This is a genomic window from Vibrio metoecus (assembly GCF_009665255.1).
Classification (GTDB): Bacteria; Pseudomonadota; Gammaproteobacteria; order Enterobacterales; family Vibrionaceae; genus Vibrio; species Vibrio metoecus_B.
This window is the reverse complement of sequence record NZ_CP035686.1, coordinates 828,963-853,624: the sequence shown is the minus strand read 5'-3', so window position 1 is coordinate 853,624 and position 24,662 is coordinate 828,963. Positions and strand designations below refer to the sequence as shown.

At 44.6% G+C, this 24,662-nt stretch carries 21 protein-coding genes; 5 read left to right on the top strand and 16 right to left on the bottom strand.

Annotated features, from left to right (window positions below; all coding sequences use genetic code 11):
* The first annotated feature begins 417 nt into the window (after positions 1-417).
* Positions 418-2,010: a Na(+)/H(+) antiporter NhaB gene (gene nhaB, locus EPB59_RS04030; protein ID WP_154171624.1), complete on the top strand. Its 1,593-nt coding sequence runs from the start codon at positions 418-420 to the stop codon at positions 2,008-2,010.
* A 78-nt stretch (positions 2,011-2,088) separates the two neighbouring features.
* Positions 2,089-2,610, top strand: a complete 522-nt coding sequence (gene dsbB / locus EPB59_RS04025; RefSeq protein WP_154171623.1) for a disulfide bond formation protein DsbB — start codon at positions 2,089-2,091, stop codon at positions 2,608-2,610.
* Between the two features lie 51 nt (positions 2,611-2,661).
* Here dsbB and EPB59_RS04020 read toward each other — a convergent pair whose 3' ends face one another.
* Both EPB59_RS04020 and lrp read right to left on the bottom strand, forming a co-directional pair.
* Positions 2,662-5,520, bottom strand: coding sequence for a DNA translocase FtsK (locus tag EPB59_RS04020; RefSeq protein WP_154171622.1), 2,859 nt, complete (start codon positions 5,518-5,520; stop codon positions 2,662-2,664).
* A 181-nt stretch (positions 5,521-5,701) separates the two neighbouring features.
* On the bottom strand, positions 5,702-6,196 hold the full coding sequence (gene lrp / locus EPB59_RS04015) for a leucine-responsive transcriptional regulator Lrp (protein ID WP_000228498.1): 495 nt from the start codon (positions 6,194-6,196) through the stop codon (positions 5,702-5,704).
* A 156-nt stretch (positions 6,197-6,352) separates the two neighbouring features.
* Between lrp and ald the strand changes: the two genes are divergently transcribed.
* Complete coding sequence (ald, locus tag EPB59_RS04010) at positions 6,353-7,477, top strand: alanine dehydrogenase (protein ID WP_154171621.1); 1,125 nt, start codon at positions 6,353-6,355, stop codon at positions 7,475-7,477.
* Between the two features lie 18 nt (positions 7,478-7,495).
* Here ald and EPB59_RS04005 read toward each other — a convergent pair whose 3' ends face one another.
* Entirely contained in the window at positions 7,496-8,710 is a 1,215-nt protein-coding gene (locus EPB59_RS04005; protein WP_154171620.1) for a methyltransferase, read from the bottom strand.
* 61 nt (positions 8,711-8,771) lie between these two features.
* Complete coding sequence (cysB, locus tag EPB59_RS04000; RefSeq protein WP_000776224.1) at positions 8,772-9,746, bottom strand: HTH-type transcriptional regulator CysB; 975 nt, start codon at positions 9,744-9,746, stop codon at positions 8,772-8,774.
* A gap of 288 nt (positions 9,747-10,034) precedes the next feature.
* Between cysB and EPB59_RS03995 the strand changes: the two genes are divergently transcribed.
* A complete protein-coding gene (locus EPB59_RS03995; RefSeq protein ID WP_154171619.1) occupies positions 10,035-10,799 on the top strand; it encodes a DNA repair protein in 765 nt (254 codons plus the stop codon).
* Between the two features lie 67 nt (positions 10,800-10,866).
* Positions 10,867-11,637: a tRNA isopentenyl-2-thiomethyl-A-37 hydroxylase MiaE gene (gene miaE, locus EPB59_RS03990; protein WP_195707048.1), complete on the top strand. Its 771-nt coding sequence runs from the start codon at positions 10,867-10,869 to the stop codon at positions 11,635-11,637.
* 64 nt (positions 11,638-11,701) lie between these two features.
* On the opposite strand, the gene pyrF is transcribed toward miaE, so the two are convergent.
* The 12 genes from pyrF to clpP all read right to left on the bottom strand — a co-directional run bounded on the left by pyrF (position 11,702) and on the right by clpP (position 24,629).
* Positions 11,702-12,397 (bottom strand): orotidine-5'-phosphate decarboxylase, encoded by a 696-nt coding sequence (gene pyrF, locus EPB59_RS03985; RefSeq protein ID WP_055051068.1) that lies wholly within the window; start codon positions 12,395-12,397, stop codon positions 11,702-11,704.
* Between the two features lie 75 nt (positions 12,398-12,472).
* Positions 12,473-13,642 carry a lipopolysaccharide assembly protein LapB gene (lapB, locus tag EPB59_RS03980; RefSeq protein WP_154171617.1) on the bottom strand — a complete coding sequence of 390 codons (1,170 nt, stop codon included), beginning with the start codon at positions 13,640-13,642 and terminating at the stop codon, positions 12,473-12,475.
* A 12-nt stretch (positions 13,643-13,654) separates the two neighbouring features.
* On the bottom strand, positions 13,655-13,936 hold the full coding sequence (locus tag EPB59_RS03975; protein ID WP_000691489.1) for a LapA family protein: 282 nt from the start codon (positions 13,934-13,936) through the stop codon (positions 13,655-13,657).
* A gap of 144 nt (positions 13,937-14,080) precedes the next feature.
* A complete protein-coding gene (gene ihfB / locus EPB59_RS03970) occupies positions 14,081-14,359 on the bottom strand; it encodes an integration host factor subunit beta (protein WP_000167341.1) in 279 nt (92 codons plus the stop codon).
* A gap of 252 nt (positions 14,360-14,611) precedes the next feature.
* On the bottom strand, positions 14,612-16,282 hold the full coding sequence (gene rpsA / locus EPB59_RS03965; protein WP_055051066.1) for a 30S ribosomal protein S1: 1,671 nt from the start codon (positions 16,280-16,282) through the stop codon (positions 14,612-14,614).
* Positions 16,283-16,390: 108 nt separating this feature from the next.
* Complete coding sequence (gene cmk, locus EPB59_RS03960) at positions 16,391-17,068, bottom strand: (d)CMP kinase (RefSeq protein WP_154171616.1); 678 nt, start codon at positions 17,066-17,068, stop codon at positions 16,391-16,393.
* 176 nt (positions 17,069-17,244) lie between these two features.
* Positions 17,245-17,556: a ComEA family DNA-binding protein gene (locus tag EPB59_RS03955; RefSeq protein ID WP_055051064.1), complete on the bottom strand. Its 312-nt coding sequence runs from the start codon at positions 17,554-17,556 to the stop codon at positions 17,245-17,247.
* Positions 17,557-17,689: 133 nt separating this feature from the next.
* Positions 17,690-19,549: a peptidylprolyl isomerase gene (gene ppiD, locus EPB59_RS03950; RefSeq protein WP_154171615.1), complete on the bottom strand. Its 1,860-nt coding sequence runs from the start codon at positions 19,547-19,549 to the stop codon at positions 17,690-17,692.
* 152 nt (positions 19,550-19,701) lie between these two features.
* Complete coding sequence (locus EPB59_RS03945; RefSeq protein ID WP_001044516.1) at positions 19,702-19,974, bottom strand: HU family DNA-binding protein; 273 nt, start codon at positions 19,972-19,974, stop codon at positions 19,702-19,704.
* A 175-nt stretch (positions 19,975-20,149) separates the two neighbouring features.
* The gene (gene lon / locus EPB59_RS03940; RefSeq protein ID WP_055051062.1) at positions 20,150-22,519 is read right to left on the bottom strand and encodes an endopeptidase La; all 2,370 of its coding nucleotides are present in this window, start codon (positions 22,517-22,519) and stop codon (positions 20,150-20,152) included.
* Between the two features lie 123 nt (positions 22,520-22,642).
* Positions 22,643-23,923, bottom strand: a complete 1,281-nt coding sequence (gene clpX, locus EPB59_RS03935) for an ATP-dependent protease ATP-binding subunit ClpX (protein ID WP_055051061.1) — start codon at positions 23,921-23,923, stop codon at positions 22,643-22,645.
* 79 nt (positions 23,924-24,002) lie between these two features.
* The gene (gene clpP / locus EPB59_RS03930) at positions 24,003-24,629 is read right to left on the bottom strand and encodes an ATP-dependent Clp endopeptidase proteolytic subunit ClpP (RefSeq protein WP_000121679.1); all 627 of its coding nucleotides are present in this window, start codon (positions 24,627-24,629) and stop codon (positions 24,003-24,005) included.
* Between the last annotated feature and the right edge of the window lie 33 nt (positions 24,630-24,662).

Here is a 24,662-nt window from a genome sequence, read left to right as displayed (position 1 = left end):
CTCACACTCTTCTATTTCTTATCAGCAAAATAAACTTACTCTAAAGAGGTATTTATTCCGAGTTAATATGTATTAAATTCAATTTCGCCTAACTCACGGCTTCTAAATGAATTTTTTATCAACTTTGTGCTATGCTTACACCACTTAGATCGCGTTTTTTAACGAAAGTTTAGTAACTTTTTATCATCATGATATTTGTTGTTGACTATTATTTAACGGCAAGTAGAGTGCGGTCGAAGTACGGAGTGCTTGTTTTTCTCAGGGAGTGACTCGGTAAGAAAATATTTTGGTTTGATAAAGTATTTTCTTACCGAGTCACTGTTGAAGAAGATTTTGTCTAAACACTAAGTCTGATGTTTTCGTGAGAACAGGCACGACACAAAGTCTATCTATAACAACAGCTAAAGAGTAATCATCATGCCGATGTCCCTCGGAAATGCGTTTATCAAGAACTTTCTTGGTAAAGCGCCTGACTGGTACAAACTTGCCATCATTGCTTTTCTTATTATTAACCCCATCGTGTTCTTTTTTATCAATCCCTTCCTTGCGGGTTGGTTGTTGATTATCGAGTTCATTTTTACCCTTGCAATGGCTCTAAAGTGCTACCCACTACAACCGGGGGGATTACTGGCCATTGAGGCGATTGCTATAGGTATGACAAGCCCTGCTCAAGTGAAACATGAGCTAGTCGCCAACATCGAAGTTTTACTACTGCTGGTGTTCATGGTGGCTGGTATCTATTTCATGAAACAGCTGCTGCTGTTTATCTTTACTAAGATCCTGCTTGGCATCCGTTCTAAAATTCTACTTTCGGTCGCTTTTAGCGTAACGGCCGCTTTTCTCTCGGCATTTCTTGATGCTCTAACCGTGATCGCGGTCATCATTAGTGTTGCTGTTGGGTTCTATTCGATTTACCACAAAGTGGCTTCAGGTCAGAGTATTCAATCTTCACATGACCATACCCATGATGATGCTATTCCCGAATTAACTCGTGATGACTTAGAAAACTATCGCGCCTTTCTACGATCACTTCTTATGCATGCTGGTGTGGGTACTGCATTAGGTGGTGTAACAACCATGGTGGGTGAACCACAAAACTTAATCATTGCGGATCAAGCAGGTTGGCATTTTGGTGAGTTTTTACTACGGATGGCACCAGTAACTGTGCCAGTTTTCATTGCAGGTATGCTCACTTGCATGTTAGTTGAAAAATTTCGCCTCTTTGGTTATGGCGCTCGCTTACCTGCCAATGTTCGACAAATTTTGCTCGATTTCGATTCGGAAGAACGTAAAAACCGCACTAATCAAGACGTTGCTAAGCTGTGGGTACAAGGTGCCATTGCGGTTTGGTTGATTGTTGGTTTGGCGTTGCATTTAGCAGCGGTAGGTTTAATCGGTTTATCCGTCATTATTCTCGCCACCTCTTTCACAGGTGTGATAGAAGAGCACTCGTTGGGCAAAGCGTTTGAAGAAGCACTGCCCTTTACGGCTTTGCTCGCCGTATTCTTCTCTGTAGTTGCCGTGATTATTGATCAAGAACTGTTTAAGCCCGTTATTGATGCGGTGTTGAATGTGGAAGATCATGGTGCACAGCTTGCCTTATTCTACGTGGCAAACGGCTTGCTCTCCATGGTGTCGGATAACGTATTCGTCGGAACCGTCTATATTACGGAAGTCAAAACTGCCTTAATGGAGGGGATGATTTCTCGTGACCAATTTGACCTACTTGCGGTAGCCATCAACACGGGTACCAACTTACCTTCGGTCGCAACCCCGAATGGTCAAGCCGCATTTTTATTCTTACTCACTTCAGCCCTAGCTCCACTGATCCGTCTGTCATATGGTCGCATGGTTGTCATGGCATTCCCATACACTCTCGCACTGTCAGTCGTTGGTTTTATTGGCATTATGTTCTTCCTTGAGCCTATGACGGATGTTTTCTACAGCTTGGGTTGGATCAATCACCATGTGGTGCCTGCAGCAAATACGCTATTGCAAAGTGGACACTAAATTTCAGTTGAACCTGAAACTATTCCAAGATAAAAAGCTCTGAGTATTCAGAGCTTTTCTTTTCAACAAGGATCATTTGTGCGTTTACTCTCCTCTTTAAAAACCTTTTCACAGTCGCGATTATCTTGGTTATTGCTACTGGCTTTTGTGGTGTTCTTTGAATTATGTGCACTTTACTTCCAGCATGTGATGCTACTCGCGCCATGCGTGATGTGTATCTACGAACGTGTGGCGATGTTGGGGGTCGGTGCGGCGGCTATCGTAGGTGTAATTGCTCCACAAAACCCACTTTCACGTTGGTTAGGTCTCGCCGCTTGGGGAGCAAGTAGCTATAAGGGTCTGATGTTGGCGATAGAGCATGTGAACTATCAATTCAATCCTTCACCTTTTGCGACTTGTGATCTCTTTGTGACTTTCCCGTCATGGGCACCGCTCAACCAATGGGCTCCTGCCATGTTTGAAGCTTACGGAGATTGCAGCAAGATCGTGTGGCAATTTTTGACACTTTCGATGCCACAGTGGTTAGTGATCATTTTTGCGGCAAACTTGCTCGCAGCAGGTATCTTCCTAATCGCACAACTAGCGAAAACGACACGCTAGTTGAACGTCAGAAAATAAAAAAGGCGCTGAATGCGCCTTTTTTATTTTCCATTAATCACGAATGGGCGATGGAGCCAGCACATCACGGTTACCGTTATGTCCAGGAGGACTCACAATACCCTGCGCTTCAAGCTGCTCAACAATCCGTGCCGCACGGTTGTAGCCGATTTTAAAGCGACGCTGCACACCAGAAACCGAACCTCGCCGTGTTTCTACAACATGTTCAACCACTTGATCAAACAGGGGATCGAGCTCTTCGTCTGATTCAGACTGCTCTCCAGGCAATAAGGCTTCAGGGCCATGATCGCCTTGAATGATATCGCTGATGTAATTTGGTTTACCTCGTGCTTTCCAGTTATTCACTACTGCATGCACATCATCGTCAGACGCAAATGCACCGTGAACACGGATTGTATGGCTTGAGCCTGGAGGGAGATAAAGCATATCACCCATACCAAGCAAAGACTCTGCCCCACTTTGATCCAAAATGGTACGCGAGTCAGTCTTAGTCGAAACTGTAAAGGCGACGCGAGTCGGAATATTGGCCTTAATCAAACCGGTGATAACATCGACAGATGGACGCTGTGTAGCCAAAATTAAGTGGATGCCTGCTGCACGCGCTTTTTGTGCTAAACGGGCAATCAACTCTTCCACTTTTTTGCCAACCACCATCATTAAGTCAGCAAACTCATCCACCACAACGACGATATAAGGCAGTTTTTCCAATAATGGCGGTTCACTGTCCATACTATCCCCCTCTTTCCAAAGAGGATCGTAGATTGGATGCCCAGCCTCAGCAGCCATCCGCAACTTATCGTTGAAACCCTTAATATTACGCACACCCAATACCGACATCAGTTTATAGCGCCGTTCCATTTCTCCCACACACCAACGTAGCGCGTTAGAAGCATCTTTCATGTCGGTTACAACTTCAGCCAATAGATGCGGAATCCCCTCATACACCGATAACTCAAGCATTTTCGGATCAATCATGATGAAGCGTACATCTTCAGGAGATGCTTTATACAGCATACTCAGGATCATCACGTTCACACCGACTGACTTACCAGAGCCAGTGGTACCTGCAACCAACACATGAGGCATTTTTGAAAGATCCGCCACCACCGCATCACCGGCGATATCTTGACCAAGCACAACCGTAGTCGGGGACTTAGACTCTTTAAACTGAGGACTCGCTATCACATCAGATAAATAAACGGTTTGACGCGACATGTTAGGCAGTTCAAGTCCGACATAAGGCTTGCCTGGGATCACTTCGACCACTCGTACCGCCATTGCCGATAGAGAACGCGCTAAATCCATCGATAGGCTGGAAATACGGCTAACTTTCACGCCTGGAGCTAAATCTAACTCAAAACGAGTGATGACCGGCCCCGGAAAAATATCCACCACTTGCGCTTGGATTTTATAATCTGCCAATTTTGATTCAACCAAACGGGCAATCTCTTCCAAGGCATCGCGATCAATAAAGTTTTCGCGCTTTTCTGGATGATAAAGCAGCTCTAAGGTCGGCATCGGTTCCGTAGGCTTGGGCAAATTCACCGATTTTTGAACTAAAAATGGGTTTTGCTTTGCAACTGCACTCGCTTGCGCTTCGGCAACCATGCTTTGAAACGCGGTGACATCACGATCTCCGGAATCCCCCTCCTCTTCCCAGTCTTGATCAAGAGTTTGGGACATGTTAACGGAAGGTATCTCGTCCAACTCATCCTCTTCATCTGACCAATTGAGGTTGGAAATACTTGGTTCAACCTCTTCATCCTCAACATTAATATTGAATGAATGGCTAAATGATTCGGAGCTTAGATCATCGTCTTCCACGTCAGCAATTGAGTGTGCTGGTATAGTTGGCTGAACTTGCTCTTGCATCCCATTCGGGGCAAGTGATAAGTTTTCCTGTTCCTCTGCATAGTCGTCCATTAAGCGGGCTTGTTGATCTAACTCTTCGATGGTGACATCCCACTGTTGGGTACGTGGTGGGTTAATTGGTGCCGGTTGGGTAACCCCCACTGATGGGCGTGGCAGGGCAGGTTCGGCCTCAAATTTAGGTTCATGGGTAATGACAGGAACATCTCGTTCTTCAGGCATATGAATGTTGAATCTACGCAAGTTTGCCGCAGGCTCTTCAACCTCAGGTTCCACAAAACTCAGCGTTGGTTCAAGGTCTTCAACATCATTCTCTTCAGCATCTTCGGCAGGTAATTCTGGCTTGACTAAAGCTGGTGTTACTCGCTCTGCTTTTTCACCACGCAGACGATTAAATACCCCCACAAAAAACGCAATGCTACGATCACCAATCCATTCAACGATTCGTAGCCACGAAATTCCTGTTAATAACGTAAACCCAGCTCCCCACAAAAACAGCAGGACTAATGTTGTTCCCAAAATATTCAAGGTCGGCAGAGCCAAACTGGTTAATACATCACCAATCACGCCACCAGATGAGAAATACCAAATATCATCAAAGTTGATATCCGCTAAACCACAACTGGTTAAGAGCACAATGGTTAATCCAAGTAACCTTGTTCCCCAGAGCGTAAAATCAATTTCTTCATCTTCATCACGTTTGCGTAATACGACCCAAGCAGCAAAAGCAATAATGAAAGGTAATGGATAAGCTAAAGAGCCAAAAACAAAAAACAGCGTATCAGCCAGCCAAGCACCAACTAAACCACCTGCATTATGAATATCCGCGCCCCATGCAGTTTGTGACCATGAAGGATCGGCAGGATTAAAACTAAATAGGGCAACCGCAAGAAAAATAGAAGACAAGAAAGCGAGAATGAGTCCACTTTCTTTTAGACGTTGTGAGCCATTGAGTCGAGAAGAGGCAACCTCTTCACTCGTTTTAATAATGGTTTCGACTTTATTTTTGTTCTCTTTGAACATAAACCAACTTGACTATGATTAAGGCCGTTCATACTGCGCAACACTATACGCAGTTTCATGGCGTTGAAACAGTCCGAGCGGCTAACGCCGCTCGGTTTGTTTGGAGATTTAACCATATCAAGGGCAAAAACCCAATTCGCGAAAGTCAGAATGTGGAAAGATCTCCAACATTCGCTCTGAGTTAGCGAGTTTTAATCACTAATTGGTTGGTTTGCTTAACTTCTTCCATGACCACGTAAGTACGTGTGTCATTTACACCAGGTAAGCGGAGTAAGGTGTCACCTAACAAGCGGCGATAAGCCCCCATATCCGATACACGGGTTTTTAGCAGATAGTCAAAATCACCGGAAACTAGGTGACACTCTTGAATATCATCTAGCTTTTGAACCGCGGTATTAAACTGTTCAAATACATCGGGCGCACCACGATTTAACGTAATTTCAACAAACACCAATAGTGATGCATCCAAATACTGAGGATTCAATAACGCGGTGTAGCCGGTAATAAATCCTTGACGTTCGAGACGACGAACACGCTCAAGACACGGTGTAGGTGAAAGTCCTACACGCTTTGATAATTCTACGTTTGAAATTCGACCGTCTTTTTGCAATTCATTCAATATATTGCGATCAATACGGTCTAAGTCCTTAGACGGCTTCTTATAACTATCCACCATTTTTTATTCCACCTTATTACTTCCCTGCAAAAAAATATACTACAACTTCTTAATATTTAGCATCAAATTTTTCACACTAGTCACTATACTAGCCACAAATTCGATAGAACAACCCTACATATAGTCAATACAACCAAATTAATCTAAGGAGTTAGGATGATCATTGGCGTTCCTAAAGAAATCAAGAACCACGAATATCGTGTGGGCATGATTCCAGCTAGCGTGCGAGAACTTGTCACACACGGTCACCAAGTTTACGTAGAAACAAATGCCGGTTCCGGCATTGGCTTTTCAGACGATGATTACATCGCTGTAGGCGCATCCATTCTTCCTACCGCTGCAGACGTATTCGCGAAAGCAGAGATGATTGTAAAGGTCAAAGAACCTCAAGCTGTAGAGCGTGCCATGCTCAAAGAGGGGCAAATTTTATTTACTTATTTGCACCTCGCTCCAGATTTTCCACAAACTGAAGAGCTAATCAAGAGCAAAGCTGTCTGCATAGCCTATGAGACTGTAACAGATAATATGGGTCGTTTACCACTATTGGCTCCAATGTCTGAAGTTGCGGGCCGGATGTCCATTCAGGCTGGCGCTCAAACATTAGAAAAATCTCACGGCGGTAGCGGCTTATTGCTCGGCGGCGTACCCGGTGTAGCTCCTGCCAATATCGTCATCATCGGTGGTGGCGTTGTCGGCGCCAATGCTGCTCGTATGGCGATTGGGTTACGTGCAAATGTTACCATCTTAGATCGCAATATTGATACCTTACGCAAACTCGATGAAGAGTTTCAAGGCCGAGCTAACGTGGTTTATTCCACCACAGATGCTATCGAAAAATACGTATTAGAAGCAGACTTAGTGATCGGGGCGGTACTGATTCCCGGTGCAGCAGCTCCCAAACTGGTTACCAAACAACACATTGAGCGCATGAAACCAGGTTCTGCAGTCGTTGACGTTGCTATCGATCAAGGCGGCTGTTTCGAAACCTCTCATCCAACTACCCACGCAGAACCGACTTACATCGTTGATGATGTCGTTCATTATTGTGTGGCTAATATGCCTGGTGCTGTGGCGCGCACTTCTACCTTTGCTCTTAATAACGCCACGCTACCATATATCGTTAAACTCGCCAATAAAGGCTACCAAAAAGCCTTATTGGAAGACGCAGGATTTTTAAAAGGCCTCAACGTAATTCACGGAAAAGTGACTTATAAAGAGGTAGCAGAAAACTTTGGCCTCGAATATGTCGAGCCAGCCAAAGCGATTGCGATGTTTAATTAATTTTTCTGAGAGCCGATATTATCGGCTCTCTCCTTTTCGACGCTGAGCGTTTACCACCAAATTTCGTGGCGTTACCTTACGGTCACAAAACTCACTCAGGTTGACTTCATAGCCGTTTTCCTGCAAATACAGCGCCTTATCTAGCACAAGCCAAAGCTCTAGCAGCCGCCGGAAACCATCTTGAACTAGGCTTATCCGTTCCATTTGCCAAAATCGCTGATATCCAATACTCTCAAAGTAAGCAAAATCAACTTCAGTAAAATCCACTGCAATATTTTTTTCTTGCACCGCCCACTGGCAAAATTCTGCAAATCCTTGGTTAAGCTTGGATTTTTGAATACTGGGAACTGGCGTATAAGAAGGACAATTACACACTTGGCTCATTAAGGCATCAAAACCAAAGCGGTAAACCATCTCTTGTTGACGATGTCTCTTAACGCGGTCACCACCCGTCACAGTTTCTTGAAGCGGTAATCGCAGCTCTTGGCGAGTCAGGGTAAGAGCAGAACGCTGCGCAACACTCGACATGCATTGATACTGCTCCGTTTGAGTCAAATGGTAACAACAAGGAGAAAAGCTGATGGCATCAGCATGAGCAGATGTCGCGTACTGCAGCATCTTTACGTGTAAATCACCACACGCATGTAGCGCAACAGCGTGAGTATTGGGTTTAAACAAAGCGGCTGAACGCTCATCCAATGCATCCCCCTGTACAAACTGCATCGGCAGCTGAAGTGAGTCCGCATCTTTCTGCCCAGAACAGCAAAGCTCAGCTTGATACTCAAAACTGACCACGGGTTGCTGACTCACACAAGCCAAAATGCGCCCTAAATAACCTTTACCTGCACACCACTCTAGCCATTCATTTCCTTGATGATGAGCGATAAGCACTTTGCTCATTGCTTCGATCTGCTGCCATTTGCGCCCAGGGATTCCTTTGTCAAAGAACTTAGGCAAACGTAATGCCGGCAATGAACAAGACTGGATGGCAATTGTGTTTTTGACCTCATCCAACTGTGGGAAAAAATCAGACAGAATGGAGAATAGATGCTCAGGTTCAGCCTTGTATTGCTCTATCTCACTATGAGTGAGCGAATGCAACCAAGCGGTTAACGTAGGCTTTCGTCCTCCCCAAGGCACATCGGCCAAACGACAAGCGTGAAAAGCCTCATAACGCCAAAAAGGTTGTGTTTGGGTTAAGAATAAATCGAGTAGTTTGAACTGAGCTTGCATGCTTCCTCCAATGGGTGAGCCATTCTAGGAGGAAGCACAGCGAAGTGAAAGTAAAAGCGCGTTAACGTACCGGAAGATCAATGTCCTTAAACATTTCAGCGATCTCAACATTAGATTTAAGCGAAATTGCCTGTTCAACTACAGGACGAGTCAAATGTGGAGCAAAACGCTCCATAAAATCAAACATATAAGAACGCAGGAAAGTACCACGACGGAAACCAATACTGGTTGTACTGGCACTAAAAATGTGGCTCGCGTCGATGGCGACAAGATCGGTATCCTGTTTTTTATCAACGGCCATACTCGCAATTACCCCCACACCGATACCCATGCGCACATAAGTCTTGATCACATCCGCATCCGTGGCAGTGAACACCACTTTAGGTGTCATACCAACTCGGTTGAATGCACTGTCCAGCTCTGAACGGCCCGTAAAACCAAACACATAGGTCACTAATGGGTAAGCAGCCAGATCTTCGATCGTTACCTGTTCCTTCTTAGTCAGTGGGTGATCTTTCGGAACAACAATCGAACGATTCCAGTGATAACAAGGCAACATGATCGCGTCTTGGTACAAGTGCAAGGCTTCCGTCGCAATCGCAAAATTGGCTGTACCTTTTGCAATCGCTTCTGACATTTGAGTTGGCGTACCTTGGTGCATGTGTAAAGAGACTTTGGGATAACGTTTGGTGAAACCTTTGATCACTTCAGGTAAGGCATATCGAGCCTGTGTATGGGTTGTAGAAATATTCAACGTCCCCATTTCTGGATGAGTGTGTTCAGACGCCACCGCTTTAATGCTTTCTACTCGCGAAAGAATTTCAGTTGCGATCCGTACAATATGCTCCCCCGCTGGTGTCACTTGTGTCAGATGCTTGCCGCTACGCTCAAAAATCTGAATCCCAAGTTCATCTTCCAATAATCTGACCTGTTTACTGATCCCAGGTTGTGAGGTATACAGATTTTCCGCGGTCGCAGACACATTCAAATTGTGATTGACCACTTCAACGATGTATTTTAACTGCTGCAGTTTCATCTTTTTCCCATAATCCCTTGCGATGCTTTGCCACATACACACATATTTTATAATTATTAGTTATAACGCTTCAGGACAACAATTCCTAGCCTTTATCGAAAGAAGCGTGATTTGAATATTCAGCATCTTGCGTATCTGATGAAAAAATTGCCACGTAACCCTCAAAGTCGTTGCGGAAAAGCGGTTTTTGCTTGATAAAACAGGAATAATCAACAGAGTAAATTGTCGGGATTACAACGAGCGTGTATCCTTAATCGTTAGCCATTGAAAACTGAAGATACGGATTTTATGAATATAGGTTTAATCATTGCTCTGGTGGCCATTTTGCTTATTTTGGTTCTTGGCTACAACATCATGTTGCAATATAGAGTGAAGGTCGAAAGTGCTAAGAAGCAAGAATCTTCACGTTATGTTGCGATCATTGATGCCACTGAAGATCTTATCGGTAACGCTCATCACTTACCCTTCAGTAAAGAGCTATTAGTCTGCTTGAACAATCGCATTCTTGATGCACTCCAAAGCATGTTTGACCTTGACCCTAAAAATAAGCAACTCGCTCAACGAATTGAAAATATGAAAGGTCAAATCAACCACCTGCAACAAAGTCATCCTGGTGGTGAAAGTACATCCTTTAAGGTACCAAGTAGCGATAAACAAGCCATCATCATGCTCAAGCTCGTCAAGCGTCTACGTGATACGATCCGCAGCGAACACAACAAAGGCCGTTTTGAAACCCAAGCCTATGTAGCCGAAAATGCTCGCTTAGAAACCATTCAGATCCGTATCAACATAGAGAACGTTATCAAACGCGCTAATGACTCTATTTTGCGTGGTCAACCAGGTACCGCAATTCAGTTGCTACGTAAAGGAATCGATGTATTAGCGTCTAAAAATGATAGCTATTCGAACCAAGCTCGAGAAAAACTACAAACCATGTATGACGAGCTCGAACAAAAACGCCAAAACAAAACTGCGTCTGATTTACAACAGATCGAAGAGAATGAGCGTAAAAGCGATATGGATGTGCTCTTCGGCGAAAAGAAAAAGTGGTAGTATTCCGCGATATATTGATTTGATTAACTTCAGGCCGCTTATGCGGCCTTGCTATTAAATAATGACCATGATTTATTCCTCTACCATTCAACAGCTCTTAGAACCGATTAACCATTTCTTACTATGCCCTACTCCAGACTCATGGATAGCCGAAGCACGTAAACCAGAAAATTTGCGTATTCTACTTTTAGACCATTTACTGTGTGAATTAAAAGCAGGTCAATCGGCTATGTTCCTGATCCGTAAATATGCGGTCGACAAAGACAGTGAAGTATCGCTATTGGATTGGCTTAAGCCTTATGAAGATTTTGCGTACCGCAAAATTGGAGATATTGGCTCGCTCAAAGGAAAAAGCCAAATTTCTAAAGCGATCATTGCTAAATCTGACTCGCCATATAGCCAAGATCTGATCGACAAAATGGTGTTACTGATAAAAGAAGAGTTACACCATTTCTATCAAGTATTAGAAATCATGCAGGCACGCAATATCGACTATGAATCAATTCCTGCTAGTCGTTATGCGAAAACACTTTTATCACACATGAAAACGCATGAGCCTCAGACTTTGATAGATAAATTGATAGTAGGCGCTTACATTGAAGCTCGATCCTGTGAGCGCTTTGCTAAACTCGCGCCTTATCTAGATGAAGAAATGGCGAAATTCTACATTTCTTTGTTACGTTCAGAAGCACGCCATTATCAAGATTACTTACAGCTCGCAGAACAAATTGCCGGCCACGATAATGCTGAACGTGTAGCTTATTTCGGAAGGATTGAAGCGGAATTGATCTCAAGCCCAGACTGTGATTTCAAATTTCACAGCGGAGTTCCAAGCTAAACCATAAAATTAAGCCCTACAAAAGGTAGGGCTTGATGATTACATAGCGCTCATCTTCATCCAACTAGGCTAAAGAACGATTAATTTCTTGCAAGACGAGTGCAGGTTGCTCAGCCTGAGTGATAGGTCGACCAATCACTAAATAGTCGGAGCCCACAGCAATAGCTTGCGCTGGCGTCATAATACGGCGTTGATCGCCTTGTTCAGAACCTGCTGGTCGAATTCCTGGTGTAACGAGTTTGAATTCACGCCCCAAATTTTGCTTCAACAGTGACGCTTCTTGAGCTGAGCACACAACACCATCAAGGCCTGAATTTTTGGTCAAAGTAGCCAGCCTCAATACATGGTCTTGTGGTGAACTTTGAATTCCAATCCCTTGTAAATCAGAAGATTCCATACTGGTTAAAACCGTAACACCAATCAGTAATGGACGATCTTTTCCATATGGTTCTAATATTTCACGTGATGCCGCCATCATACGCTCACCACCACTAGCGTGAACGTTTACCATCCATACCCCCATCTCAGCGGCAGCTTTCACCGCCTTTGAACAAGTATTGGGAATATCGTGAAACTTCAGATCCAGAAACACAGAAAAACCGCGCTTATGTAGTTCACGGACAAAATCAGGGCCAAACAGAGTGAACATCTCTTTACCCACTTTTAATCGACATGAGCTTGGGTCGATCTTATCCACAAACGCGAGCGCATCCGCGAGATTGTCATAATCCAGTGCAACAATCACTTTTGGGTCGTTCATCGTTTCTCCTATCTGTACAACATGTTTAAAAAAAAGCAGCCATAAATAGCTGCATAATACTTCTGAATGCTTTAATTACTCACCGTCTAAGCCTCTGATCGGTTTAATTGAACCCCAGTTCTTACACGAAGGACAATGCCAATAGAGTGAATGCGTTGAAAACCCACATTTACGGCAGCGGTAGTGTGGTTTTACTTTGAGCTGTTCTCCCACCAAACGCTGCAGTGTCGATAAACTGGCTTTCGCTCGACCCTCTTCTGCTTCCGCAATATGGTAATCAATCAGGCGATAAAAACCTTTCATTGTGGGATTCTTAACCAACTGTTTGGTCAATATTTCTTGTGCCGCCGCAGTGCCTTCATGTTGAGCTACGAGCTGAGCTAGCATTAACTCTGCAGATACCCCAGCTTTGTTGGCAATACAGCGACGTAAAAAGTCAATGAGATCTTGCTCGCGGCCCAAGTGGTGGTAACACTCCGCTAAGGTATTAAGCACTTCACCAACAAAATCAACATCTTGTTCAATAACTGCTTCTAAATGGTCAATGGTTTTTTGGTAGTCTTCATTTTGTAGGTAAAGCTTACCAAGTGAGATCGTAGCACGCACACACTTAGGATCTTCTTGTAATGCTTTTTTAAACCACTGGACTGCTTTGCTGTCATTACCATCTGCTTTTTCAAGCATGGCTAATTCACAGTAAAAGTGTGCAATACTGCCTCTCATCCGCTTACGCCCTAACTTTACCAACGCTGAGGCACATTCAATAGCCTTGTGCCATTCACGAGTTTGTTGGTAGATAGCGGTGAGTTGTTGAAGAGCGGATTCACGATGCTCAGGTTCATCAATCAGCTGCTCAAGAATTTTTTCGGCTCGGTCAAGAAAACCTGACACCATATAATCTTTTGCTAGTTGTTGTAGCGCGAGGTTTTTCTGATCAACCGTTAACCCAGATCGAGAGATAAGATTCTGGTGAATACGAATAGCACGGTCCACTTCACCACGAGAACGGAAAAGATTACCAAGCGCTAAGTGAGTATCGATAGTTTCGTTATCGACTTGAAGTAATTCAATGAAGTGATCGACGGCTTTATCCGATTGATCAGAAAGCAGCAGGTTTAACCCCGTTACATATTGCCGTGAAATTTGATGAGATTGTTTCTGCTTGTCTTGCTGGGCACTACGATGTCCCATATACCAACCGTAGGCGGCGGCAATTGGCAATAACAAGAACAGTATTTCTAACATTGAAAAGCAGCCTTATCCGGTATGCACTTTAGTTTCAGGCGCCGATTGCTGATTGGCTAATTTCAGCTGTTTTGACAATTTTCTGATTCTCAGCTGCGATTTCAGGTGCATTGCTCCGAAGATCGCACCTGCACAAGCAAAACCTATAATAAAAACACCACCTAACAATGTAGACAGATGAAATTCACCTTGAGCCAGCAAATAGTTGAAAACCACAACCGACTGATTTTGAGAGCCTAGGGCTAATGCGATTAAGAAAAGAGCGAGTACGGCGACTATCTTTATAATTTTCATAAGTCATTACCTTTTCACAAATTGGCACACAGATTATGCAGGAAAATGGCGAGACAAACCACGGCTAAGTAAGCTTGCTTTCATAAAAAAGCGGCACACTGAATCAGCATGCCGCTTATATGAACAAACTTTACTCAATACCTATTACAAGTTAACGCGTTCACGTAACTCTTTGCCTGGTTTAAAGTGTGGAACGTATTTACCTTCCAGTTCAACCTTATCGCCAGTTTTAGGATTGCGACCAACACGAGGCTCACGATAGTGCAAGGAAAAGCTACCGAAACCACGAATCTCGATGCGCTCACCCGCTTCTAACGTAGAGGCCATATGCTCAAGGATATTTTTTACCGCATCTTCGATCTCTTTTGCAGATAGATGTGTTTGTTCTGCACAGAGTCTTTCAATCAATTCGGACTTAGTCATAGTTTCCCTCTTCGAGTTTTTACTGCTTAATTATAGTCAGTAATATCAATTCCAACAAACACTTGATTTATATTGTAGAAAAAGAACTCGGCGTTGGGCGAGATCTCACATCGGGTTTGTGGTGCTATTGATAAGAGTGAGCGCTCAACTGCACTTTCGCAACTTTTCATCGTGAATCTTAGGTCGCGATCATGAGATTACAAAGACAAAAAAGGAGCCTTGCGGCTCCTTTTATCTTTTAGCGTTTGGCTATTATTCGCCTTTCGCCGCTTTGAAAGCGTCAGCCATAGCATTACCGAACGCAGCTTCATCTTGCTTGTTCAGAGTTGCCATTACTTCTTGCTCTTCAGCTTCGTCTTTCGCTTTGATAGACAGGTTGATTACGCGGTTTTTACGGTCAACACCAGTAAATTTCGCTTCAACTTTGTCACCAACGCTCAGGATCAGTGATGCATCTTCGATACGATCACGTGATACTTCAGAAGCGCGGATGTAACCTTCTACGCCGTCTTCCAGCTCGATGGTTGCGCCTTTAGCGTCAACTGCAGTTACAGTACCGTTAACCAGAGCACCTTTCTTGTTGTCTGATACATAAGCGTTGAATGGATCATTTTCCATTTGCTTGATGCCCAGAGAAATACGCTCACGCTCAGCGTCTACTGCTAGAACAACTGCAGAGATTTCGTCGCCTTTCTTGAATTCACGAACTGCTTCTTCTCCTGGTACGTTCCAAGAGATGTCAGACAGGTGAACCAGACCGTCGATACCGCCGTCTAGACCGATGAAGATACCAAAGTCAGTGATAGACTTGATCTTACCAGTTACTTTGTCGCCTTTAGCTTGCGCTTCAGCGAATGATTGCCATGGGTTAGCTTTACACTGTTTCAGGCCTAGAGAGATACGACGACGTTCTTCGTCGATATCCAGAACCATAACCTCAACTTCGTCGCCAACATTAACAACTTTAGATGGGTGGATGTTCTTGTTAGTCCAGTCCATTTCAGAAACGTGTACTAGACCTTCAACGCCTTCTTCGATTTCAACGAAGCAGCCGTAGTCAGTCAGGTTAGTTACACGGCCAGACAGTTTGTGACCTTCTGGGTAACGCTTAGCGATTGCTACCCATGGATCTTCGCCCAGCTGTTTCAGACCTAGAGATACGCGAGTACGATCACGATCGAACTTCAGTACTTTAACTAGGATCTCGTCACCAACGTTAACGATTTCTGATGGATGCTTAACGCGTTTCCAAGCCATGTCAGTGATGTGTAGCAGACCGTCAACGCCGCCCAGATCAACGAATGCACCGTAGTCAGTCAGGTTCTTAACGATACCTTTAACTTCAGTACCTTCTTGCAGAGTTTCAAGCAGTTCATCACGCTCTACGCTGCTTTCAGATTCGATAACTGCACGACGAGAAACAACAACGTTGTTACGCTTCTGGTCTAGCTTGATAACTTTGAACTCTAGCTCTTTGTTTTCTAGGTGAGCAGTGTCACGGATTGGACGTACATCAACCAGAGAACCTGGCAGGAACGCACGGATACCGTTCAGTTCAACAGTGAAACCACCTTTAACTTTACCGTTAATGATACCGATAACAGTTGCAGCTTCTTCGTAAGCTTTTTCAAGTACGATCCAAGCTTCATGGCGCTTCGCTTTCTCACGAGAAAGTTGAGTTTCGCCGAAACCATCTTCAACCGCGTCCAGAGCTACGTCTACTTGAGAACCAACTTGAACTTCTAGTTCGCCAGCAGCGTTCTTGAATTGTTCAGCAGGGATAGCAGACTCAGACTTCAGGCCAGCATCAACCAGAACGTAGCCGTTCTCGATTGCTACTACAGTACCTTTAACGATGGTACCTTGTTGGAATTGGGTCTCGTTCAGAAACTCTTCAAAGAGTTGAGCAAAAGATTCAGTCATTTATTTAATCTTCAATAAGTAAACGGCCACGGGTGTCCTACCACATGGGGTTATTAAATTCGCCAGCCATCATCCTTGCGACCGACGTTCTTACTTAGCGTGATTCACTCACACCAGTTTAGATTCGATATATTGTAGCGCTTGTTCTACCACTTCATCGATAGTCAATGAGGTTGAATCGAGCACTAATGCGTCTTCAGCAGGACGTAAAGGAGCAACAGCACGATTTCTATCGCGATCGTCTCTTTCCTGAATTTCGCTTAAAAGGGCGTCAAATTTAACATCAAGCCCTTTCAGTTGCAACTGCTTGAATCGTCTACGGGCTCTTTCTTCTGCACTCGCATCAAGGAAAATTTTGGCTTCTGCGCTTGGAAAAACCACAGTGCCCATATCGCGGCCGTCAGCGACTAAACCATTGCCATTCGCAAATGCGCGTTGACGGCGCAAAAGAGCTTCACGAACTCGAGGTAATGCCGCGACTTTTGAGGCTGCCATACCGGTTTCTTCTTTGCGTAATTCGCGAGAAACATCTTCGCCTTCGAGAATGACTTTCACTAAGTCACCCTCGGCAATGAACTGTACATCGAGGTGAGTCGCTAGAGGGACTAAAGCCTCTTCTGATTCAAGATCCACTCCGTGATGAATGGCCGCTAGAGCTAATACACGATAAATCGCACCAGAATCTAGCAGTTGAAAACCGAGCTTTCTAGCCAACAACATGCATAGTGTGCCTTTACCTGCACCGCTCGGGCCATCGACGGTAACAACTGGCGTATGAGAGGACATGCGTTTCTCCACTTTCTAGTTTTAGGCGGCCGATATTACGTCCGCATTTTCGGCGAAGAATTATAAGTGTAAAGGCGCTTCTGTGCTAGGTAAGAGTCTGGATTAACCAACAAAAACACGGTTAATCAAAAAATTAACCCGGTATTAACCGGGTTAAAATGAATCCAAAACACGATTTATAACAAGATCCTTGCGGCATTATTGCGGACAGTCGCGTCACCGATTCCTTTTACCTTAGCAAGGTCATCAATAGTCAAGAAAGGCCCATTTGCTTCACGATATTCCACTATCGCCTGTGCTTTCTTTACACCAATGCCTTTTAGTAACGTGGCTAACTCTTCTGCCGAAGCCGTATTAATATTCACAGTAATAACAATGCCTTCTTCGACTTGAGCTTCAGGCACTGTTTCCTCCGCATTTGCCAATACTGGCAGTGTTGGCAGGCAGAGTGAAAGTAGCAGTATGATTAATTTAGTTTTGAATTGCATAGTTGACCCTCGTTTTGGTTATAGAGGGACATCATAACTAGGATAGTTATGATGCATATTTCAAGGTGTTATAAATAGAACGGGCTACTGCTGTAGCCCGTTTCTTTAAACATATCAATTACAATCTGAATGATTATTCAGTCGCAATATGATACTCAATATCTGTGTTTTGACGCAGTACGCTGATCACGCCCGCTAAGTCTTGTTGTGAACCAATGCGTGATAACTGGGTGGCAATTTGCTCATGATAAGCCGGTGTTACTTTACTCTCGACTTTATCGAGTTCAATCACCACTACGTTGCCATCAAAGTCTTTCGCTTGTGCGTAACCTTTTGTGCCATCTTGTGGTTTAACCATTGCGTAGACGGTATTCGCGAGTGGTGAACTACGATCAATCATTTGCAATTCACCAAAGGCAACGCCGTTTTCAGCTAACACATCCATCTTGCCTGATTTCAGTGACGCAACTAACTGATTCCCTAACTCAAGAGCCTGCTGCTCGCCTTTCATTCGTGAAAGTTGTTCAACCACTTGAGGTTTCACTTCTTCTAAAGGCAATACCGTTTCTGGGCGTGATTCTTCAACACGCACCACAATCACATGCTCAGGAGCAACTTCGATCACTTCTGAATTTAAGCCATCTTCTTTCACTTCTGGAGTTTTTAACGCTTGCAGCACAGCAGGTGCAGCTAACAGTTCAGGCGCTTGTTCAGCCGAAATAAAATCCGTGTGTTGTACCGTAGCGGAAATCGCTTTCGCGGCTTCATCCAAAGAATCCGAGTGTTCAAAAGCTAGCTTTTCAAGTTCACTTTGTTTTGCATAGAACGTATCTAAAGCTTGCTGATCGACCAATTCTTGTTTAATCGCTTCCACAACTTCGCTATATGGCTTAACAACTGGAGCTTTCACTTCATCCAAACGAATAATGTGATAGCCAAACTCAGACTTAACTAAGCCAGAAATTTGCCCATTTTCGGTCAATGCAAAAGCGGCCGCTTCAAACGCTGGATCCATCGTGTCACGCTCGATCCAACCGAGTGATCCACCTTCTTGTGCGCTGCCAACATCTTGCGATTTTTCTTTTGCAACAGTTGCAAAATCAGCACCCGCGTTCAGTTCATCTAGAATCGCTTGCGCTTTTTGCTCATCACTGCCTTCAACGAGGATATGGCTCACTTTTCGCTGTTCAGCGGTTGAATATTTATCAAGGTGCTCTTGGTAATACTCTTGCGCAGCTTCATCATCAATCATGATCTGCTTTTTCAGTGCGTCAGCAGACAGCTCAACATAGGACACTTTCATCTGCTCAGGGCGAGTAAAGCGTTCTGTATTGGCCTTGTAATACTGTTGAATCTCTTCATCGCTGAGCGTGACTTTTTTCGCAAAGTCCGCCAGCGATAGGGTGATGGTACGGATATCTCGGGTTTGAGAAATCAGTTGATCTTGCAGATTCACTTCACCGGGTAGACTGAACTCACTGCCCTGCAATGCGCTCATTAATTGGTTACGGACTAAATCTTTACGTAAATATTCCGCGAACATGTCTGGTGTAAAACCGGCGCGACGCAAGGCTGCTTGGTAAAGTTCTTGATCAAACTGACCTTGTGACTGGAACTGAGGCATGTCCAAAATCATTTGGCGCACTTGCTGGTCACTCACACGTAGACCCAACGACGCCGCATGTTGTTCTAGAAGCAAATCATTCACCATACGGTCCAACACTGACTTACGGAAAGATGCGACATAAGTCGGATCGGCCAGTAAGTTGGAGAAATAATCGCCCAATTGAGCTTGCATACGGTTACGTTCGTTTTGATAGGCTTGCTCAAAGTCACCACGACTAATTTCTGCTTTACCCACTTTGGCGGCTGTGTTGTTACCGCCACTGATCAGGTAGTTACCTACACCAGCAAAAATGAAAGACAGGATGATTAATCCAAGGATAACTTTAACCGCGATGCTGTTCACGCCTTCGCGTAATCGATCCATCATAGTGCTACTACTCTCCGGGGTTGATATCAGGCACGTCAGCCCAAAATGAATGGCGCGATAATATCAGAAAAAGAAATGCGCATCAGTAGGATGCGCATAATTTCAAAAGGTTCGAATTTATTTTGCAGAAAAGTGCAAAATCTTCATTCAAATTAGTTGCAAGCGTCTTTCAGCGCTTTACCAGCTTTGAATGATGGTACTTTTGCTTCAGCGATTTTGATCTCTTCGCCAGTTTTTGGGTTACGGCCGGTACGCGCTGCACGAGTACGTACACTGAACGTACCAAAGCCAACCAGTGCCACTTGGTCACCAGATTGTAGTGTACCACTCACTGCTTCGATGAATGCGTCAAGAGCGCGGCCTGCAGAGGCTTTAGAGATATCTGCGTTCGCTGCAATTTGTTCTACTAATTGTGTCTTATTCACTGTGATTCCCCTTTGGTCACCCGTTATTATTTTATCGGTGCCGATTTCGTTCCATTAAAGTTTTTAAACTAGCCTAAAGCCTTGTTGCATCAGGGCTACAAGCTACTGACAGTAACGTTAGCTTCCAAAAAAAACGCTGACAAGCCTTTTTAGACCTATCAGCGTAAAGATTTACTTATTTTTGCTGCGCATCACTCTTTTTGCTCTCAAAGCTAACCCCTGTCGGGTCTTGCTCTAAAGCAACTTTGAGAACCTCGTCAATCCACTGTACCGGAAGAACTTGCAGATCGGCGATCACATTATCTGGGATCTCTTCCAAATCACGCTCATTATCTTTCGGGATCAGCACCGTTTTGATACCACCGCGATGTGCTGCCAGTAGTTTCTCTTTCAAACCGCCAATCGGTAGCACTTCACCACGCAGAGTGATTTCACCGGTCATGGCGACTTCCGCTTTGACTGGATTCCCCGTCAAACTAGAAACCAGTGCGGTGCACATGGCGATACCCGCACTTGGTCCATCTTTAGGAGTCGCGCCTTCAGGAACATGGACGTGAATATCTTTTTTCTCGTAGAAATCAGGGTTGATGCCCAGTTTTTCTGCACGTGAACGTACCACCGTCATAGCCGCTTGAATCGACTCTTGCATCACATCGCCCAATGAACCAGTTTGGGTGAGCTTACCTTTCCCAGGCATCGATTGGGTTTCGATTGTCAATAAATCACCGCCGACTTCTGTCCACGCCAAGCCGTTTACTTGACCGATACGGTTGCTCTCTTCTGCTTTGCCGTAATCAAAACGTTGGACACCTAAAAACTCTTTCAAGTTTTGTTGGTTTACGACAACGGTTTTCATCCCTTTATCGAGCAGAATTTTCTTCACGGCTTTACGACAAATCTTCGAGATTTCACGCTCAAGGCCACGTACGCCCGCTTCACGCGTGTAATAGCGGATAATGCCGACGATGGCTGAATCTTCAATCACGATTTCACTGGGTTTGAGACCATTACGCTCAATCTGCTTACTAACCAGGTGGTCTTTGGCAATGTTGAGTTTTTCATCTTCGGTGTAACCCGATAGACGAATGACTTCCATCCGATCCAACAATGGTCCCGGAATGTTCATCGAGTTTGAAGTTGCCACGAACATCACATCGGACAGATCGTAATCCACTTCCAGATAATGATCGTTGAACGAGTTGTTTTGCTCAGGGTCAAGCACCTCTAACAGTGCAGAAGCCGGATCGCCACGCATGTCAGATGACATCTTGTCGATTTCATCAAGCAGGAATAGCGGGTTTTTCACGCCAACTTTCGCCATTTTCTGGATAAGTTTGCCCGGCATCGAGCCAATATAGGTACGACGGTGGCCGCGAATCTCTGCTTCATCACGCACCCCACCCAGAGCCATACGCACATACTGGCGTCCTGTTGCAGCAGCAATCGAACGTCCTAATGACGTTTTACCCACACCTGGAGGTCCTACTAAACATAGGATTGGGCCTTTGAGTTTGTTGATACGGCTTTGTACTGCGAGATATTCCAAAATACGTTCTTTAACGCGTTCTAAACCATAGTGATCTGCATTAAGAATCTCTTCTGCTTTTGATAGATCCTTTTTCACTTTACTGCGTTTAATCCACGGAACACTCACCATCCAATCGATATAGCTACGCACAACGGTGGCTTCCGCAGACATTGGCGACATCATTTTCAGTTTATGCAGCTCTTGTTCCGTCTTCTCGCGTGCCTCTTTCGGCATCTTTGAGTCTTCGATTTTCTTTTTCAGCGTTTCAAATTCATCCGGCGCATCATCCATCTCGCCTAATTCTTTCTGGATCGCTTTCATTTGTTCATTCAGATAGTATTCGCGCTGCGATTTTTCCATCTGCTTTTTAACACGGGTACGGATGCGCTTCTCAACCTGTAGCAGATCGATTTCGGACTCCATCTGCCCCATCAAGAATTCTAAACGCTCTGTCACATCGAGCAGTTCGAGCACCTTTTGCTTATCCACCAATTTCAGCGGCATATGCGCTGCAATGGTGTCTGCTAAACGCGCAGCTTCATCAATACCGTTGAGAGAAGTAAGCACTTCAGGTGGAATCTTTTTATTGAGCTTGATAAAACCTTCGAACTGATTAATCGCACTACGAACTACAACTTCTTGTTCACGTTCATCCAGCTCTGGGGTAACCAAGTACTCGGCATCGGCAAAGAAATACTCTTCTTCATAGAATTGAGTGATTTTGGCGCGCTGCTGGCCTTCGACCAGCACTTTAACGGTGCCATCGGGAAGTTTTAGCAGTTGTAAGATAGTCGCTACCGTACCGACTTCAAATAAATCGGCCACTTTCGGCTCATCGGTTTCCGCTTTCTTTTGCGCTACTAACAAGACTTGCTTGTTGTTATCCATCGCCGCTTCAAGGCACTGGATCGATTTTTCTCGGCCAACAAACAAAGGAATGACCATGTGTGGATAGACAACCACATCGCGCAGGGGTAGTACGGGGATCTCGATACGCTCGGAACGCTCCAAGTTCATATTTTTCTCTCTTCCGCTTTGCATTTGTTACGCAGTATATGGGGGCTAACTGACTGGATTCAATGACAGAATAAAAAAAAGGAGGTATTGAATACCTCCTTGTGATTTTTTTGTTGCTTGAGATTACTCCGCGCCAGCGGCTTGGCTCTCATTTGCGCTATAAATCAGTAGTGGTGCAGACTCACCGTTAATTACGGATTCATCGATCACGACTTTACTGACGTCTTCCATCGAAGGCAGTTCATACATGGTTTCCAGTAGAACCGCTTCAAGGATTGAGCGCAGACCACGTGCACCGGTTTTGCGTTTCATCGCTTTAGCAGCAATCGCTTTCAGCGCATCTTCACGAAACTCCAGATCAACGTTTTCCAGTTCAAACAACGCCGCATACTGTTTGGTCAGTGCATTCTTTGGTTCACACAGAATTTGAATCAATGCCGCTTCATCCAGTTCAGTCAGCGTTGCCGTAACAGGCAGACGACCAATGAACTCTGGGATCAAACCGTATTTCACCAAATCTTCAGGTTCAACCTGAGTAAACAGTTCACTCAAGGTTTTGCTGTTATCTTTAGAACGCACATCCGCGCCAAAACCGATACCAGTACCTGTCGCAACACGCTGTTCAATCACTTTATCTAGGCCAGCAAACGCTCCACCACAGATAAACAGGATTTTCGAAGTGTCTACTTGCAGGAATTCCTGCTGAGGATGTTTACGGCCACCTTGTGGTGGAACCGAAGCAACTGTACCTTCAATCAGTTTTAACAGCGCTTGCTGAACCCCTTCACCCGACACGTCACGTGTGATGGATGGGTTTTCAGACTTACGAGAAATTTTGTCAATTTCATCGATATAGACGATACCACGCTCCGCTTTTGCAACATCGTAATCGCATTTTTGCAGCAGCTTTTGAATGATATTTTCTACATCTTCGCCCACATAACCCGCTTCGGTTAATGTGGTCGCATCCGCCATTGTAAACGGTACATCCAGCAAACGCGCCAACGTTTCAGCCAGTAGTGTTTTACCACTACCCGTTGGGCCAATTAGCAAAATGTTACTTTTGCCTAGCTCAACGCCTTCGCTAGTCGTATCACCATTACGTAAACGCTTGTAGTGGTTATATACCGCAACGGCTAGCACTTTTTTGGCTTGTTCTTGACCAATCACATAATCGTCAAGATGCTCACGAATCTTTCTTGGCGTCGGTAACGCCGCTGATTCCTTTTTTGGCAGAACATCTTTGATCTCTTCACGGATGATATCATTGCATAGATCAACGCACTCATCACAAATGTAAACAGATGGACCTGCGATCAGTTTGCGAACTTCGTGCTGGCTTTTGCCACAGAAAGAGCAGTACAGCAGTTTACTACTACCGCCCTCTTTGCTTTTGTCTGTCATTCGCTAACCTCTTAGCCTTTACTCACTTTGGTTTGAGTGTATAACACTTCAATCAAAATTGCGTTATACAATTACGAGCTTACTCGCCACGGTGTTTAAGCACCGCATCCACCAAACCGTATTCCACTGCTTGATCTGCCGACATGAAGTTATCACGATCAGTATCACGCTCAATCACTTCAAGTGGCTGGCCTGTGTGCTCTGCCAACAAACGGTTCAGTTTGTTTTTAATGGTCAGAATTTCTTGAGCATGAATTTGAATATCAGAGGCTTGGCCTTGGAATCCACCCAGTGGTTGGTGAATCATCACTCGTGAGTTCGGCAGTACATAACGCTTGCCTGGCGCGCCGCCAGCAAGCAAGAAAGCGCCCATTGAACAGGCTTGCCCCATACATACTGTGCTCACATTTGGTTTAATGAATTGCATGGTGTCGTAAATTGACATCCCAGCAGTCACACTGCCACCTGGTGAGTTGATGTAGAGGAAAATATCTTTATCAGGGTTTTCAGATTCTAAGAAAAGCAGTTGAGCCACGACAAGGTTTGCCATGTGATCTTCTACTTGACCGGTTAAGAAAATCACTCGCTCTTTCAGTAAGCGAGAATAGATGTCGTATGAGCGCTCACCACGAGAGGTTTGTTCAACCACCATAGGTACGAGTGCGTCAAAAATGGGCGACATTGCATTTTTTTCTTGGTAGCTCATAGTCTTAATATCCCTAAAATAAATGGCCCGAAT